The sequence below is a fragment of the Pseudolysobacter antarcticus genome, from assembly GCF_004168365.1.
Taxonomy (GTDB): domain Bacteria; phylum Pseudomonadota; class Gammaproteobacteria; order Xanthomonadales; family Rhodanobacteraceae; genus Pseudolysobacter; species Pseudolysobacter antarcticus.
Genome location: NZ_CP035704.1, coordinates 2,276,264 through 2,293,347, shown reverse-complemented (window position 1 = coordinate 2,293,347; position 17,084 = coordinate 2,276,264). Strand labels below are relative to the sequence as shown.

The 17,084-nt window shown below is 56.5% G+C and carries 13 protein-coding genes; 6 read left to right on the top strand and 7 right to left on the bottom strand.

Translation table 11 applies throughout. The features are described from left to right. Nucleotides 1–201 precede the first annotated feature (201 nt). The 3 genes from ELE36_RS09680 to ELE36_RS09670 all read left to right on the top strand — a co-directional run bounded on the left by ELE36_RS09680 (nt 202) and on the right by ELE36_RS09670 (nt 5,284). Entirely contained in the window at nt 202–1,689 is a 1,488-nt protein-coding gene (locus ELE36_RS09680; protein WP_129832869.1) for a DUF7125 family protein, read from the top strand. Then, entirely contained in the window at nt 1,686–4,436 is a 2,751-nt protein-coding gene (locus tag ELE36_RS09675; protein ID WP_165371551.1) for a hybrid sensor histidine kinase/response regulator, read from the top strand. Before ELE36_RS09680 ends, ELE36_RS09675 begins: the two co-directional genes overlap by 4 nt. Nucleotides 4,437–4,498: 62 nt before the next feature. Further along, on the top strand, nt 4,499–5,284 hold the full coding sequence (locus tag ELE36_RS09670; protein WP_129832867.1) for a sensor histidine kinase: 786 nt from the start codon (nt 4,499–4,501) through the stop codon (nt 5,282–5,284). 72 nt (nt 5,285–5,356) lie between these two features. Here the strand turns inward: ELE36_RS09670 and ELE36_RS09665 are convergent, their stop codons facing one another. Further along, nucleotides 5,357–5,731 carry a response regulator gene (locus ELE36_RS09665; RefSeq protein ID WP_129832866.1) on the bottom strand — a complete coding sequence of 125 codons (375 nt, stop codon included), beginning with the start codon at nt 5,729–5,731 and terminating at the stop codon, nt 5,357–5,359. On the opposite strand from ELE36_RS09665, the gene ELE36_RS09660 reads away from it, so the two are divergent. Beyond that, nucleotides 5,720–6,397 (top strand): DUF4142 domain-containing protein, encoded by a 678-nt coding sequence (locus ELE36_RS09660; RefSeq protein WP_129832865.1) that lies wholly within the window; start codon nt 5,720–5,722, stop codon nt 6,395–6,397. The genes ELE36_RS09665 and ELE36_RS09660 overlap by 12 nt on opposite strands. A 505-nt stretch (nt 6,398–6,902) precedes the next feature. Continuing rightward, on the top strand, nt 6,903–7,187 hold the full coding sequence (locus ELE36_RS09655) for a hypothetical protein (RefSeq protein WP_129832864.1): 285 nt from the start codon (nt 6,903–6,905) through the stop codon (nt 7,185–7,187). Between the two features lie 426 nt (nt 7,188–7,613). On the opposite strand, the gene ELE36_RS09650 is transcribed toward ELE36_RS09655, so the two are convergent. The 3 genes from ELE36_RS09650 to ELE36_RS09645 form a co-directional block, all read right to left on the bottom strand. Then, entirely contained in the window at nt 7,614–10,100 is a 2,487-nt protein-coding gene (locus ELE36_RS09650) for a hybrid sensor histidine kinase/response regulator (RefSeq protein WP_207215901.1), read from the bottom strand. After that, nucleotides 9,992–10,807, bottom strand: coding sequence for a PAS domain-containing protein (locus ELE36_RS20520; protein ID WP_207215900.1), 816 nt, complete (start codon nt 10,805–10,807; stop codon nt 9,992–9,994). Before ELE36_RS20520 ends, ELE36_RS09650 begins: the two co-directional genes overlap by 109 nt. 153 nt (nt 10,808–10,960) lie before the next feature. Then, the gene (locus tag ELE36_RS09645; protein ID WP_129832863.1) at nt 10,961–11,443 is read right to left on the bottom strand and encodes a hypothetical protein; all 483 of its coding nucleotides are present in this window, start codon (nt 11,441–11,443) and stop codon (nt 10,961–10,963) included. Nucleotides 11,444–11,671: 228 nt separating this feature from the next. On the opposite strand from ELE36_RS09645, the gene cls reads away from it, so the two are divergent. After that, complete coding sequence (gene cls, locus ELE36_RS09640) at nt 11,672–13,108, top strand: cardiolipin synthase (protein ID WP_129832862.1); 1,437 nt, start codon at nt 11,672–11,674, stop codon at nt 13,106–13,108. A gap of 15 nt (nt 13,109–13,123) precedes the next feature. Here the strand turns inward: cls and ELE36_RS09635 are convergent, their stop codons facing one another. The 3 genes from ELE36_RS09635 to fdhF are packed head-to-tail and all read right to left on the bottom strand — an operon-like array spanning nt 13,124 to nt 17,080. Then, nucleotides 13,124–13,378 (bottom strand): formate dehydrogenase subunit delta, encoded by a 255-nt coding sequence (locus ELE36_RS09635; RefSeq protein ID WP_207215899.1) that lies wholly within the window; start codon nt 13,376–13,378, stop codon nt 13,124–13,126. After that, nucleotides 13,375–14,223, bottom strand: coding sequence for a formate dehydrogenase accessory sulfurtransferase FdhD (fdhD, locus tag ELE36_RS09630; RefSeq protein ID WP_242512406.1), 849 nt, complete (start codon nt 14,221–14,223; stop codon nt 13,375–13,377). The genes ELE36_RS09635 and fdhD overlap by 4 nt, the downstream gene beginning before the upstream one ends. 1 nt (nt 14,224) lies before the next feature. Then, on the bottom strand, nt 14,225–17,080 hold the full coding sequence (gene fdhF, locus ELE36_RS09625; RefSeq protein ID WP_129832861.1) for a formate dehydrogenase subunit alpha: 2,856 nt from the start codon (nt 17,078–17,080) through the stop codon (nt 14,225–14,227). Between the last annotated feature and the right edge of the window lie 4 nt (nt 17,081–17,084).

Here is a 17,084-nt window from a genome sequence, read left to right as displayed (position 1 = left end):
GCGACATACAAACTTCGAATCAACGTCGAAATTCTTTCAAAAAGAAGCAGTCCCTCGCATTCCGCATCCATATTATTTGTCGTAATTTTCTATCTCTTTTTGTCTGCGAAGGTTGCGCAAGTTTGGCCCACATGTTGCTACTTCTATTCCTATCGCTGGTATCCTCGGCGCACGCGAATTGACCCAAAAACAGGTAGCTGCATGGTTGACGCAGAAAAATCTCCGCTCCACCTCCGCACCGGCATTGCCGGGCTGGACAATGTTCTCGGTGGCGGCTTGTTGCCGGGGCGCTTGTATTTGGTGGAGGGCGAACCTGGTACCGGAAAAACCACGATCGCGATGCATTTCTTGCACGAGGGTGCAAAGCAAAAACAAATCGGGCTTTATGTGACGTTATCCGAAACGGAGTCCGAACTCCGCGCCTGCGCAGAGGCACATGGCTGGTCGTTCGATGAACACGTCACGATCATGGAGGTGGTGCCGCCGGAGAGTCTGCTGGATGCAGCACATCAGCAAAGTCTGCTGTATTCCTCCGATCTCGAATTAGGTGAGACCACGCGGAAAATCTTCGATGCGATCGAGCGCATAAAACCGCAACTGGTAGTGCTTGATAGCTTGTCCGAGTTACGTTTACTGGCGCAGGGCTCGTTGCGTTATCGGCGCCAGATTCTCTCGCTCAAGCATTATTTCGCACGTCACGGCGCGACAGTGATCCTGCTCGATGACCTGACTACCGACGCAAACGACAAAACCGTGCACAGTGTCGCGCATGGCGTGGTGATCCTCGAACAACGCGCGCCGGATTACGGCGCAGAACGCCGCCGTTTGCGTGTGCTCAAATATCGCGGCCAGGCATTTCGTGGCGGTTATCACGATTTCGCCATCAAGGCCGACGGCGTGCATGTTTTTCCGCGTCTGATCGCCGCTGGCAAACACAGCGAGTTTGATCGCGATACCTTGCCGAGCGGCGTGAGCAAGCTAGACGCATTGCTGGAGGGCGGTATCGATACCGGTTCGAGCACCTTGATTCTCGGCCCAGCCGGCGGCGGTAAATCGACGCTCGCATTGTTGTTTGCCATGGCCGCAATTGTGCGTGGAGAAAAGGTCGCGGTGTTTTTGTTCGATGAAGAACTCGGTTTGCTGGTCAAGCGCATGAAGGTGCTCGGCATCGATCTGCAAGCGATGCGCGACAGCGGCAAATTGCATCTCGAACAAGTCGACGCCGCGGAAATGTCGCCGGGCGAATTTGCGCATCGTGTGTGTGCGTGCGTCGACATCGGCGGAATGAAAACGGTGATCGTCGACAGTCTGAATGGATATCAGGCTGCCATGTCTGATGAAAATCAGTTGATCCTGCACATGCACGAATTGCTGCAGTATTTGAATCGCCGTGGCGCGACTACATTCTTGACTGTCGCGCAGCACGGTTTGATCGGCGACATGAAGAGTCCGGTCGATCTCACCTATCTCGCCGACACCGTGATTTTGATGCGTTATTTCGAAGCATTGGGCGTAGTGCGTCGCGCGATTTCGGTGGTGAAAAAACGCACCGGTGGACATGAGCCGACGTTGCGCGAATTCGGTATTGATACACGAGGACTTTGGGTCGGCGAAATCTTGAGCAACTTCCATGGCGTGCTGCGCGGAACACCTACCGCAGTGGGTTCCGCCGACCACCAGAAATCGTGAAACCAGGTCCGTTTTCCGAGCGTGCGGCGGTCTTCGCACCGACAGGTCGTGATGCATCGATTGCCGTCGATCTGCTGCGCGAAGCTGGGCTTGCAAGTGAAATTGTCGCCGATTTGAACAGCGTCGAACACGCGCTCTATTCGGGTGCGGGTCTGGCGGTTATTGCCGAAGAAGGATTACTCGGCGCCGACTTGACCGCCATTGCTAGCTGGATTGTCAATCAACCGTCGTGGTCGGATTTTCCATTCATCGTATTGACGCGGCGCGGTGGCAGTGATCGCAATCCGGCCGCGCTGCGCCTATCCGAATTGCTTGGCAACGTATCGTTTCTCGAGCGCCCGTTTCATCCGACGTCGTTCGTCAGCACCGTGCGCACGGCAGTTCGTGCGCGTCGCCGACAATATGAAGCACGCGCGCGCCTGGAAGAATTGAACGATCGTCAGGAACGTTTGCGCTTCGCCCAGGAAGCCGGTGGCATCGGCACATTCGAGCTGTTCGCCGACACGCGCATGCTGTCGATTTCGGAACAGTTCTGCCGCATCTGGGGACTCGGCGATCGCAGCAGCGTATCGCTCGCCGAATTGATGCAACTCGTCGATGCGCAAGATCACGACAAGATCATGACCAGCGCCCCGGAGTTGACCACCAGTGCGTTGCAATACACCGAGTATCGTATTCACCGACCGGATACGCAGGAGGTTCGCTGGCTCGCACGACGTGGTGAAGCGTTGCCCGATGGCATCACCGGCAATAACCGGTTTTTCGGCATCGTCTATGACATCACCGAGCGCAAGAATGCGGAACTGGCTTTGCGTGAGCGTGATGCATTCACGCGGCTACTGATCAACTCGACCACCGAAGCGTTTTATGCGGTTGATACCGAAGGCACGACGACGCTGTGTAACGCGTCATTCCTGCGGCTGCTCGGGTTCAGCGACGAAAGCGAAGTGCTCGGGCGCAAGCTGCATACGGTAATCCATCACTCTCACCCGGACGGATCACATTATCCGGTATCGGAATGTCCGATCTACTGCGCCGCGAGCAACGGCAAACCGGCGATCGTCGACGACGAATATTTCTTTCGCAAGGATGGCAGCCGGATTCCGGTCGAATATCGCACCGCGCCGATCGTCGTGAACGGCGTACTGCAAGGCGCGATCTGCACCTTCGTTGATATTACCCAGCGCAAGCGTGCGGCCGACGAGCTCAAACAACTTAATGCCACGCTTGAACAACGTGTGGAAGAGCGCACGCGCGAGCGCGATCGGATGTGGCGTCTGTCTGGCGACCTCATGGGCGTGCGTGATATCAGCGGGCGCTTGCTCGCGGTGAATCAGGCGTGGACGACGATGCTCGGCTGGACCGAGGCGGAACTTTTGCACGAGGATTTTTCCAGCCTCGTGCATCCTGATGACCGGGAAAATTCCCGCAACACGTTGAACGAACTCGCCAGTAACCTACCGGCATTCCGTTTCGAAAATCGCTGTCGTCACAAGGATGGAAGCTATCGACTGATTTCCTGGACGACCGCATTCGAAGATGGGCAGCTCTACGCCATTGGTCGCGACATCACGCGCGAGCGCGAAACCGAAGATGCCCTACGCCAAAGCCAGAAAATGGAAGCGGTCGGACAACTTACCGGCGGTATCGCGCACGATTTCAACAACCTGTTGCAGTCCATCACCGCGGCACTTGAAATGCTGCGTCTGCGCGACGCAAAAAACACGACGCATGATGTTGAGAGACTGATTTCAGTAGCGATGACATCGGCCAACAAGGCCGCATCGCTGGTGCATCATTTGCTCGCGTTTTCGCGGCGCCAGCCGCTGTCTCCGACGCCGGTGGACGGTAATGTTTTGGTCGCATCAATGCGTGATTTGCTGACACGTACATTGGGCCACGCGATTCAACTGGAGTTCGTGCTGGCCGACGATCTCTGGCTTACATTGTGCGATCCGAATCAGCTCGAAAGCGCGGTATTGAACTTGACCATCAACGCGCGGGATGCGATGCCCGGTGGCGGCAAATTGATCGTCGAGACGAGTAATGTGCAGCAGTCTGATGAACCGATTGGCGAGGCTAGCGAACTCAATACCGGGGAATATGTTTGTTTCTCGATTACCGATACCGGCACGGGCATGTCGCCCGAAACGCTAGCGAAAGCGTTCGAGCCATTCTTCACCACCAAGGCACTCGGCGAAGGTACCGGATTGGGCTTGTCGATGGTGTACGGGTTTGCGAGTCAATCCGAGGGTCACGCAAAAATCCGCAGCGAAATCGGCCGTGGTACGACGATCTCGCTTTACCTGCCGCGTTACCACGGCGTTGTCAAAACCGAAATTACCGAGTTTGAAAAGTCGCCGGAGCTACGCGCGCGTCTGAACGAATGCGTATTGCTCGTGGAGGACGAACCCGGCATCCGTGAAGTCGTCGCCGAAGTTCTCAAGGATCTCGGACTGGAGGTATGCGTCGCTGAAGACGGGCTTGCTGGTTTGGCCGTTCTCGAGTCCGGACGCGCGCTGAATTTGCTGATCACCGATATCGGTCTGCCTGGCATGAACGGTCGCACGCTGGCGGATCGTGCGCGTGCCCTGTATCCGGATTTGCCGATTTTGTTGATGACCGGTTATGCGGAAAATGCCGCATTGGCGAACGGCTTTCTCGGCGCGGGCATGAGCATGATCACCAAGCCATTTCCTCTGTCGGTATTGACCGAAAAAGTACAAACCATTTTGCGACCCGAGTGAGACGGCGACCGCTTGATCCGCCAGCATGACGTCGACACAGTTTCACCGCATGCAGGCATAAATTGTGCATCATCGTTCACGCAAGTCGCGCGGATCCACTCATTCATCAATGGATTTTTCTGCCATTCCTGGAAATTTTGATGACCCAAGATTTACCCAATCCTGATTTATCCGCGCAGCTCAGTCACGAAGTGCGCATGTTCGCTGCGGGCCTCGCCCACGCAATGGCGAATGTGGTCGGCTCATTGCAAATGAATGCCGAACTCAGCCGCATGTATGCAAAACGCAATGACTTGGAGCGTGCAATGCTGCCGCTGGAACGGCTGGCGCAAGATTGCACGCGCGCGAACAAGGTAATTGCGGATCTGCAGCGACTGGCCGGGTCATTGTCGAACACGAAAGTCGTGCGCATGCCGCTGGTTTCTGTTGTGAACATGGCACTCGACGCCGCGCGCGCGAAGGTGGATTCCTCTGCCGAGCCTGTTGTTGATCTGCGCTCGTCTGGTGAGCCAGCAGAAATTGATGCGAATGGCCATCTCATTCTTATCGAACTCATGCGCAATGCATTGAACTCTGGTGCAAACACGGTTGTGGTGACGACCCAGGTCACTTCGAGCGAAGCAAATATAAGTGTCGAAGATGATGGCTTGGGGATTGATGCGGAGACGTGCAAAAGGATCTTCGAACCATTTTTCACAACTCGTCGCGAACATGGCAACAGCGGCTTGGGACTTACTATTTCGAAACACCTGTCGAGTCGGCTCGGTGGTTCACTTGATATGCCAGCGATTCCCGGCAAAGGTGTAAAAATCATCCTCACTCTGCCACGGCTGGACGCTCCAACCTGAGCGAATTTCTAACGGACGCAGGCAAGGCGACAACAGCATCCAACCGCGCGCAAATGCGCGTTTTGTTTTGACTCAAGCCAATGCCGATTCGATGGCATTTACCAGCTGTGGCACCGAGCATGGTTTCTGCAACATGGCGTGGGCATGCGTGATCTCAACCGCATCGCTCAGCGTCTTGATGGGCATCGCTGACAGAATGATGATCGGCGGAATTGCCGTGCCGGCGGCCCTGAGTTTTATAACCACCGCTTCGCCACGCTCCCTGCCCAACTGCAGATCGAGCAAGACGATGTCGAGGTCGTTAGGCTGGCTCAGCGTCTCATAGGCCTTCGCTGCGGAGTCGGCCAATCTGGCCCCATAACCCAGGGCAGCGAGCAACTCCATCGTCGAGCTGGCCAACGCAAAATCATCTTCCACAAGCAGTACGTTCGCAGTTTGGGCTTTCATGCCCAGCCTGCCATGCACGTTGCGAGCCAGCGAAAAGGCTTGGCCCTGGTCTTGCAGGTTTTATGTTTAGCGAGGTTGATGCATGACCACGTTTTATCGAAAACATCATTTCGGCAAACTTTCTGCGGGAGATTTCTCATGAACATTCGACACGCAAGTCTGGCCATTGCGCTCGTATTTGCGATGCCTTGCGGCAACGCATTCGGCGACGAGGAAAATATCGATAGCACGCAGTTGCACGACATGGATAAAGCATTTCTCGATGCAGCCGCGTCTGCCGATCATGCGGAAATCGAGCTGAGCAAAGTTGCTTTGGCGAAAACGCGAACGCCCGCCATCCGGACATTTGCGCAACAGATGATCGCTGATCACGGCAAGAATTACCTCGAGTTGCAGACACTCTGCCGCAACAAGAAATACGCGATTGCTCCCGAGCTGGATGCAGACCATCGCACGCTGTTGCGTAAACTGAATTCGGCAAATAGTGACGATGGATTCGACCGTGCGTATCTGGATGCGACGATCGCCGATCACATGCGCATGGATGCATTGCTTGACCGCGCCGCAAATAACAGTAATGACAGCGACATCAAACGCTACTCCGCCAACACCTCGCTCATCGTCAAAAAGCATGAACAGATGGCGCAGGATCTTGTTGCGAAATAAGCAAAAATTTGCACGCGAGATGGAGCGTTGCCATTACGCAACGCTTGTTTTGATTCGCCGAGAATCAAACGCTACACAGATCAAATCGCTCAAAGAAAAAACACCCGATCCTGGGGAGAAGACCGGGTGTTCTGTTTGCCACTTAGCCTGATCACTGATCCACATCGGTAATCAGGCTTCACACTACGATCAACATGCGGCGCTCACGCGCGGCGTTAAGCACGTCAGGGGATTTCGTGCTCGAGGATGATTCAGCAATCGCCATGCCACCGAAAGTGGATTAAAGAAAGCGAGATGCAGGCTCGATCTGCGGCCTTGCCGACCATCAGCGACATGCAAACTGAGCGAGTCGGATGATCCTATCGTTCACTTTGCATCCTTCGATGTACAAAAAACAAACGAGATTCTGCTTCGGGATCGCTGGCACGCGGTTTGCGTGCAAATTGTCATTCGCGTCTCTTGCAGGGCGCGCTACTTTCAACTTTCGAGAAACAGCGAGGAACGTATGTCCACAACCCGGTTCCGCCTGACCGGCAGTCAACAATCTGCCGATGATGTCGTCACAGCGTTGCATAGTCTGGATGACGTGGATCGCATTGAGGAAGTGATAGACCAGATGAATGAAATGCGCGACGACTCAAGCTCCAGCGGTCTCGTTGACGATAGTGGTCGGGGTCTGCACTGCATCGAAGTAGAAGGACCGGCTCGAATTTCGGAAACAGTAGTCGATCTGGTTGAGGCTAAGGCGCATGACTTGGGGCTGGTTGTCGAATTCGTGGACCGATTTTAATTAAACGACAGATATCTTCGATCAGGGAAAATATTGATGAAAATTGATGAGGCAAGTCGGCAATTCGTGAATGCCAAATCGCGTATCTTTGCGCGCGTTTTTAATGATCTGAACAGCTCGGCCGCGAACGCTGCCGCAGAGGTAAGAAATGCATTGCGCAAAGCCGCAGCGCATGTCAGTGACGGCACGAGACAAGCGGCATCAAGCGTAGGTTCGTCCATTCGCCCGAGCTCCATCAAAAGCAACGTGGCGAGCTATACACGCGCCCATCCGTTTGCGATGCTCGGTGGCGCATTCGCCGCCGGCTTTTTGATTTCACACGCGTTGCGTCGAGCACGAAGCAAAGCGCTCGCGGAAGCGGTTGATCACCAAGATGAATAATCTTCGGCGTTGGCAAAACGCTAAAGATGCACGGTGAATGGGTGATCAGCCCTCAACCATTTCGCGAACCTTCGCGGCTAGCGTCGCCAGCGCAAAAGGCTTGGTCAGCAATTGCATGCCATGATCGAGATGGCCATTTCCCACTGCGGCATTTTCCGCATAACCGGTGATAAAAAGAGTCTTCAATCCGGGGCGAATTTCACGCGCGGCGTCGGCCACTTGGCGTCCGTTCATTCCGCCTGGCAAACCTACGTCGGTAATCAGCAAGTCGATGCGCACATCGCATCTGACGATCTTCAATCCGGCAGAGCCGTCGGGGGCCGATAACGCCACGTAACCGGCAGACTCCAGCACTTCCACAATCAATTCGCGAATGGTTGGCTCGTCATCGATCACCAATACAGTTTCGCCGTAGCCATCAGCGCTTTCCTTGGAGAACTCGGCGGGTTGCTCTACGTCGGGTTTTCCGACAAATCGCGGCAGGTAAAGCGACAACGTGGTGCCCTTGTCGATCTCGGAATAAATCCGCACCTGCCCTTCGGACTGCCGCACAAAACCATAAATCATCGACAGCCCAAGTCCGGTGCCCTGCCCGAGTGGCTTGGTCGTGAAAAATGGTTCGAACGCATGCTGGATAACTTCGCTGCCCATCCCCGTTCCGGTATCTGTGACCGATAGGCAAACATATTGACCCGGCGAGAGATCGTGCCCGCGCGCGGTATGTTCGTCGAGCCACTTATTGGCTGTTTCGATGGTCAGCCTGCCACCGTCGGGCATCGCATCGCGCGCATTGACGCACAGATTGAGCAACGCATTTTCGAGCTGCGATACATCGACTTTGGTCAGCCACAATCCGCCAGCGCCAACAACTTCAACCTCGATCGCCGGCCCCATCGTGCGACGAATCAGGTCGGCCATGTCACTGACGAGGCGATTGATGTCGGTGGTTTTCGGATCGAGCGTCTGGCGCCGTGAAAAAGCCAGCAATCGCTGAGTTAACGCCGCGGCGCGCATGGCCGATGCCTGTGCGGTGCTGATGTAGCGTTCCATGCCATCCACGCGGCCTTGCGCTACCCGCGCTTCGAGCAATTCCAGACTGCCGGATATTCCAGCAAGCAGGTTGTTGAAATCATGCGCGATGCCGCCGGTGAGTTGACCGACTACTTCCATTTTTTGCGACTGGCGCAATGCTTCTTCAGCGTTCCTGCGCTCAGTCAATTCGATCGCTTCCAGCACGATGGCAAACACGTTGCCGCTGCTATCGAACACTGGTCGCAAGGCGAAGTCGAACCAGCGCCAGCCACCCACCGGCAAATTGACATGTATTTCCTGGCGCACGATCTGGCCGGATGCAGCCTTTTCCACGGCCTCTTGCACAAGATCACGAATCCCCGACGTGCTGCTGAACCAGGGCGAATCCCAGAAAGCCTTTCCCACCACGTCGGCGCGCGTGCAGTCAATCGCGGTGAGAGAGGTCTTATTGGCATCAAGCACGATGCCTTCAAGCGTCAGCAATCCCTGGAATTGATGATTGGTTTCGAAGATCGCACGCAGCCGCGCCGCGGATTGTTCGAGTTCCTCAGCTGCCATTTTTTCGTTGGTGATATCGCGCCCATAAGCGTAAACCAGGCCACCTTCCAGCGAGGTATGCCACGACAACCAGCGCACACTGCCGTCCTTGTGCAGGTAACGGTCTTCGAATTTGCTGAGATCGTTACCCGCGGCAGCGGAGTTCAACGCAAGCTGCCCCTTTTGCGCATCGTCCGGATGAATGAAGTCGAGGAAACTCCGCCCCACTACTTCGGTAGTCGCATGCCCGAGGGTTTGCGTCCATGCCGGGCTGACAGCACGAAAAATGCCGCTGCTGCCGATGACGACCAACAAGTCGCGAGAATGAACCCAGACACGGTCATGTTCACGCGTGCGTTCTTCGACTCGCGCCTCCAGAGTCTCGTTCCAGCGCCGCAATTCCGTTTCGATACCGCGCGCCTCGGTGACGTCGAGGCACGATCCGATATAGCCGAGAAACACGCCATCAGCGGCGAAGCGCGGCACGCCGCTGGCATCGATCACACGATAGATGCCGTCATGACGTTTCAGTCGGTAATCCATGCGAAACGATTCATGCCGATCAAACGATGCGTTGTAAGTAGCGATATAACGTTCGCGATCCTCATGATGCACGCTCTCAACCCAGCCATGACCGAGATGCTGCTGCATCGTGCTGCCGGTGAAATTCAGCCACGGCTGATTGAACCAGATGCGTGCCTTGGTGGTATCGGAAATCCAGATCAACACTGGCGCTGCGTCGGCGGCTTCACGAAATCTTGCCTCGCTTTCTCGCAACGCGGCATCGCTGCGCACTCGATCAGTTACGTCAGATCCTTCGACGAACAAACCGGTTACTGTACCGCTATCATCGACTATCGGCTGGTAGACAAAGTCGACGAATCGATCTTCGATCTTGCCGCCAGCACGGCGCAGACTGACTCGCTGTGATGCGCCAAAAATGGCCTGGCCGACGTGTAACATTCATCAAGCAAGTCGAAAAAACCTTGCTCCCCGACTTCAGGTAATGCCTCACGCACCGGTTTGCCGATCACATCACGCGGGCCGATCAAACGCATGTAGGCAGCGTTGGCGAAAGTGAATACATGGTTCGGCCCTTCGAACAACGCCATGAATCCGGGCGCTTGTTCAAACATCTTGCGCAACCGATCGCGCTCGGCCGCGTTGCGCCGATCGGCTAGCACCCGAGCGGTGGTTTCCACCACAATCGCGACCACGCCAGCGGGCACGCCGCGCTCATCCAGCACCGGCGAATAATCCAGGTTCATCCATACCTGTTCGGCGATGCCGTGGCGATACAGGGTCAGTTCTTGATCCTTGTAGGCGAGCGTGCCGCCACTCAGTCCTACCTTCATCACGTTGTCGTTGAAATCCGCGACCTCGGCCCATGATTCGCGCACTTTGGCGCCGAGTGCTTGCGGATGCCTGGCGCCGGCAAAGCGCGAATACGCATCGTTGTAGATCATGATGCCGTCCGAACCCCACAGCAGCACGATCGGCACGGTCGAATGCACTACCATGCCGACTGCAGATTTGAGGCTTTGCGGCCACGAGCCAATCGGCCCCAATGCGGTCGCAGCCCAGTCGTAATCGCGAATAAGTGCGCCGGTCAATCCGCCGCGTTGCAGAAAATCACCGACGTTTGCCGCATCTGATCGAGTATCGGACAAGCCTGTTCCTTTCGCAGAACAAGATGCGTTCCGCGCGTATCGGAAAAGTCTAGATTAACCGAAACTGGCGCGCCGATCACCGCCGTTTACGCGATGACCAAATGAGGCTTTTTGCTGTAATGGATATGACATGAGCCTCATGCAAACGATGATTCAGAGGTTCAGCACATGCTCGTTGCGGGTAGTCGTGATCGATACAAACCGATTGGCGAAAAACGCGATGATTAGCCCGTACAGCAACATCAACACGATATCCGAGATGTGCGCGGAGATCACGAACGGTTTGCTCGAAGCCGCGGCGGAAAACGGCACGACGATATAGTTCATGACGAAAAAAGTCACGAGGCCGTAAACAAGCCCGCATGGAATCCAGAAGCGCGTCAAAATCGTCAAACGCATGCTGGCGAAAACATAGATCGCCGCGATCAGCAACGACATCAACCATTGCAGCAACATGCCCAATGCCGACGCGGGCAGACCGCCGGCAAAAGCCGCTGGCTTGCCGAGCACACCACTGGCGACACTACGCAAGATGACCAGTGGATCGAACAGATTGATCGCCGATACCAGCGCGATATCCAGCGTGCCTGCGATCAAGCCGCCGTAGAGAATTGCTTTCAAGATACGATGATGCATCAGTGTCGCCCTCTCTGAATCGCGGCAAGTGCGCGCACGAAATTCGATCCCGCCAGTGTAGTATCAGACTTCCGAATCGCAGTGACGAAAATACCTTTGACATGCAACAAAAACAATCGTGCTGGGCAAGTAACGCGATAATCAATCCTGACTGTCTTTGCCACTCACTTAACGTCGGTAAAATTTGCGCTTCAAGCAATTTGCCGATCGTCTCGCGCGAAACATCCCATGCATTTTGACCTACTGCAAATCAGCACGCTGGTGATCGCGATCCACCTGCTTGGCTTGATCGCTGCCGGGCACGCGATCATGTCGGTGCGCACGTCGCAGGGCGCGATCGCGTGGGCCATCGCGCTCGCCGGTTTGCCATACTTCACACTGATCCCATACCTGTTCCTCGGACGTACGCGTTTCACCGGTTATGTCCGCAAGCGGCGCCAACGCAATACCCAGATGCGCGGCGACAGCGCCGAACCGAACTGGCGCGAAATGCACGAACAGATGGAAATCACTGGCGTTACGCCGTTGCATCCGGGAATTCGCGCGCTGACAGCATTGACCGGCATGCCTTTTCTGCCCGGCAACAAGGTGCGTTTGCTGATCGATGGCACGCAGACTTTTGCGGCAATCTTCGCCGCGATCGAGGCTGCGAAAAGTTATGTGATGGTGCAATTTTTCATCGTGCGCGACGATCATCTCGGGCGCAGTCTGCGCGACTTGCTGATCCGCAAAAGTGCAGCAGGAGTGGCGGTATATTTTCTCTACGACGGCATCGGCAGTTTCAGCCTGCCGTCGCGCTACATCGCGGAATTGGCTGCGGGCGGTGTACACATTCGTGAGTTCGCCACCAAACGCCGCATCGTCAATCGCTTCCAGTTGAACTTTCGCAATCATCGCAAGACCGTTGTGGTCGATGGTCAATGCGCGCTCATCGGCGGCTTGAATGTCGGCGTGGAATATCTCGGCGAGCAACCACCGTTGTCGCCATGGCGCGATACCCATATCGAAGTGTGCGGGCCCGCCGTTGCGTGCATCCAGATCACCTTTCTCGAAGACTGGTATTGGGTCACGCAAAAGCTGCCGGCGATCGAGCAACCGCGTCCGCTCAGGGATGCCGGCATGTATTGTCAGCTGATCCCCAGCGGCCCGGCCGACAGCCAGGAAACCTGCTCGCTGTTTTTTGTCGAGGCGATCAATTCGGCACGTGAAAGAGTGTGGATCACGACGCCGTATTTTGTTCCCGATGAATCGGTATTTGCGGCGCTTCGACTGGCCGCATTGCGCGGCGTGCAGGTGCGCATATTGATGCCGAGCCGACCCGATCATCGCGTCAGTTTCGAGGCCGGCTTGCTGTATGCCTACGATGCGGTGCGCGCGGGAATCGAGGTCTACCGTTATCTACCGGGCTTCATGCACCAGAAGGTGGTCCTGGTTGACGACGTGGCGGCCGCGATCGGTACGGCCAATCTCGACAATCGATCGTTGCGCCTGAATTTTGAGCTGATGCTGCTGACCGTTGATCGCGGTTTCGCCAGCGAGGTCGAGCAAATGTTGCTGGCCGATTTTTCCCATTCGAAACGCGTGCATGCCAACGATTATCTGCAGGCTCCAGCGTGGCGCCGTTTTGGCATGCATGTGGCGCGACTTTTTGCGCCGATACTTTGACCGATCGCGATACGCTCAGACAGTTTCTTTTGCCGCATCCGTTTCAAGCCGCAACACCGCCTCACGTGCAAGTGTGCTCATGCCCTCGCCGCCCGCATGCAGATGGGCGATGATGTGCTGGCGCATGCGCGGCACCCAGAAACTGCGGATGTGTTTCGCCACCGAACTGATCGCAACTTCGTGATCGGTTTCGGACTGGAAAAAATGGCTGATATCGTTGGCCATCTGCACTAGATGTTCGTATCTCGTATGCGCAGGTTTTTCGCTCATGTCGATCTGGCCGCCGGGTCGCTGACGATGCGCTTTGGATGAGTGTAGATGACGTGACTTTGCGGTCGCGCAAATCCGATCAGGCTCATATTGGCCTGCTCGGCAACACGAATCGCCAGCGCGGTCGGTGCGGAAATCGCGGCCATCAAGCTGATGCCAACATTGACCGCCTTGAGCGCCATTTCGTAACTCGCGCGACTAGTGACGAGCAGAAATCCTGCATCGAAATCGGACTCGATTCGTATCAACGCACCGATAAGTTTATCCAGCGCGTTATGCCGCCCGACATCTTCGCGCAACATCGTGATCACACCGTCGGATGTCGCCCATGCGGCGGCGTGCGTCGCGCCGGTCACGGCGTTGATCGATTGCTGATCGTGCAGGTGCGCTAGCGCTCTTTTCAACGCCGCCTCAAAGATAAACACACCTTCGCCGACCTTCTCTGGCGCGCGCAAAACCTGTGCAATATCCTGCGTGCCGCAGATACCGCAACCACTGCGACCGATCAGGTTGCGGCCTTGCAACAGCAACGCAGCGTGGCGCCTTTCCGGAATCTGCATCAGCACACGCACGGCATCGCTGGCGTACTCCATATCGATCGATTGCAACTCCGCGGCAGTCTCGATCAAGCCTTCGCTCAGTGAAAAACCAAGAGCAAAATCGTCGAGGTTTTGCGGCGTTGCCATCATCACCACATGCGCCGTGCCGTTATAGATCAGTGCGACCGGAATTTCCTCGGCGATGCAATCGCGCAGGATCACGATCTGGCCGTCGCGCGAACGTTGCACGTCGCGTTGCACGAACGCTGCCATCGAGGGCGTCGCCGCATCCTCCGATGAAATCATCTCAGCGGGCGGCGACAACATGCTTGGCCTTGTCGAGCATTTCCTGCTGCGCTTCGCTGAATTCGTGGTAGCGTTTTTGCCATTCCGAAGGCTGGCTGACGCGCATGATCTCGACCGCGGTGACCTTGTATTCCGGGCAATTAGTGGCCCAATCGGAATTCTCGGTGGTGATCACGTTCGCGCCCGAGCCCGGAAAATGGAATGTGGTGTAGACCACGCCCGGCTGCATGCGTTCGCTGACCAAGGCGCGCAATACGGTTTCGCCTGCACGACTCTGAATGCCGACCCAGTCGCCGCTCTTGATACCACGATCCTCTGCGTCCTGCGGATGCAGTTCGAGCCGGTCTTCGGCGTGCCAGACGTTGTTTTCGGTACGACGTGTTTGTGCGCCAACGTTGTACTGCGACAGGATGCGACCAGTGGTGAGAATCAGCGGATATTTGCCGTTGACGCGCTCGCGCGTCGGCACATATTCCGTCACGAGGAAACGTCCCTTGCCACGTACGAATTCATCCACATGCATCACCGGCGTGCCCTCGGGATGTTCGGCGTTGCACGGCCACTGGATGCTGCCGAGTTCGTTGATGCGCGCAAAACTCACGCCTTGGAAAGTCGGTGTGAGGCTGGCGATTTCGTCCATGACTTCCGACGCGTGTTTGTACTGCATCGGATAACCGAGCGCGTTGGAAAGCAGTTGCGTGATCTCCCAATCGGCGTAACCGCCTGGCGCATCCATCACCTTGCGCACGAGTGAAATGCGCCGCTCGGCATTGGTGAACGTGCCGTCTTTTTCGAGGAACGATGAGCCCGGCAAGAACACGTGCGCGAACTTCGCGGTTTCGTTGAGAAACAGATCCTGCACCACGACGCATTCCATCGCACCGAGCGCGGCGTGCACGTGCTGGATGTTCGGATCGGACTGCGCGATATCCTCGCCTTCGATGTACAGCGCCTTGAACTCGCCATCGAGCGCGGCCTCGAACATGTTCGGAATGCGCAGGCCGGGTTCGGATTGCAGCGGCACGCCCCACGCCTGCTCAAACTGATGCCGCACTTCGTTGCCGGATACATGTCGGTAGCCCGGGAATTCGTGCGGGAACGAACCCATGTCGCACGAACCCTGCACATTGTTCTGGCCACGCAGCGGATTCACGCCAACACCTTCGCGACCGATATTGCCGGTGGCCATCGCGAGGTTGGCGATACCCATCACCATCGTCGAACCTTGGCTGTGTTCGGTCACGCCCAAACCGTAGTAAATCGCGCCGTTGCCGCCGGTCGCATAGAGCCGCGCGGCGGCGCGCACTTCGGCGGCGGGCACGCCGGTGACGGTTTCCATTGCCTCCGGTGAGTTGCGTAGTTCGCCAACAAACGCGCGCCACTTATCAAAGGATTCTTTCTCGCAACGCTGCGCGACAAACGCTTCATTCAGCAACCCTTCTGCGACGATGACATGCGCGACACTGTTGATCAGCGCGACGTTGGTTCCCGGTCGCAATTGCAAGTGATGCTGCGCTTCGATATGCGGTGTGCGAATCAGATCGATGCGCCGCGGATCGGCGACGATCAGCTTCGCACCTTGGCGCAGGCGACGTTTCATCTGCGATGCGAACACCGGATGACCGTCGGTCGGGTTGGCGCCGATCACGAAGATCACATCGGCCAGCATCACCGAATCGAAATCTTGTGTGCCGGCAGATTCGCCGAGCGTATTTTTCAATCCGTAGCCAGTCGGTGAATGACAAACACGCGCGCAGGTGTCGACGTTGTTGTTGCCGAACGCCGCGCGCACGAGCTTCTGCACGAGATAGGTTTCTTCGTTGGTGCAACGCGATGACGTAATGCCGCCGACCGAATCGCGTCCGTATTGTTTCTGGATACGGCGGAACTCTGCAGCGGTATGCTTGATCGCTTCCTCCCACGAAACTTCGCGCCACGGATCGCCGATCCGCGCGCGGATCATCGGCTTGGTAATGCGATCGGGATGCGTGGTGTAGCCGATCGCAAACCTGCCCTTGACGCACGAGTGGCCGTGATTCGCTTGGCCGTCCATGTTCGGCACCATGCGCACGAGTTCCTGGCCTTTCATCTCGGCGCGGAATGAACAACCGACACCGCAATACGCGCACGTGGTAGTGATGCTGTGTTCGGCCTGGCCTTTGGCGATCAGGCTTTTTTCCGACAGCGTTGCCGTCGGGCACGCCTGCACACACGCGCCGCACGAGACACATTCGGAATCGAGAAACGAATCATTCTGGCTGGCCGCCACCTTGGAATCGAACCCGCGACCTTCGATGGTCAGCGCAAACGTGCCCTGCACTTCTTCGCATGCGCGAACGCAGCGCGAACAGACGATGCACTTGCTTGGATCGAACGTGAAATACGGATTGCTTTCGTCTTTCTTCGCGTCGAGATGATTCTCGCCCGCATAGCCGTAACGCACTTCGCGCAGGCCGACCACGCCTGCCATGTCCTGCAGTTCGCAGTGGCCGTTCGCCGGGCACGTGAGGCAATCGAGTGGGTGATCTGAGATGTAGAGTTCCATCACGCCGCGGCGCACATCGGCGAGTTTTTTATTCTGTGTCGTGACCTTCATGCCTGGCGCAACCGGCGTGGTGCACGAGGCCGGATAACCTTTCATGCCTTCGACTTGAACCAGGCACAGACGACACGAACCGAACGCGTCGAGCATTTCAGTGGCGCACAGTTTCGGGATCGCGATGCCGATGCTGGCCGCCGCACGCATCACCGATGTGCCCTCGGCCACATCGACCGTAAAGCCGTCTATTTCCAGCGACACGCGCTTGCCGGATTTGGAAAGCGGCGTGCCAAAATCGTGTTCGATAATCGATAACATGTTC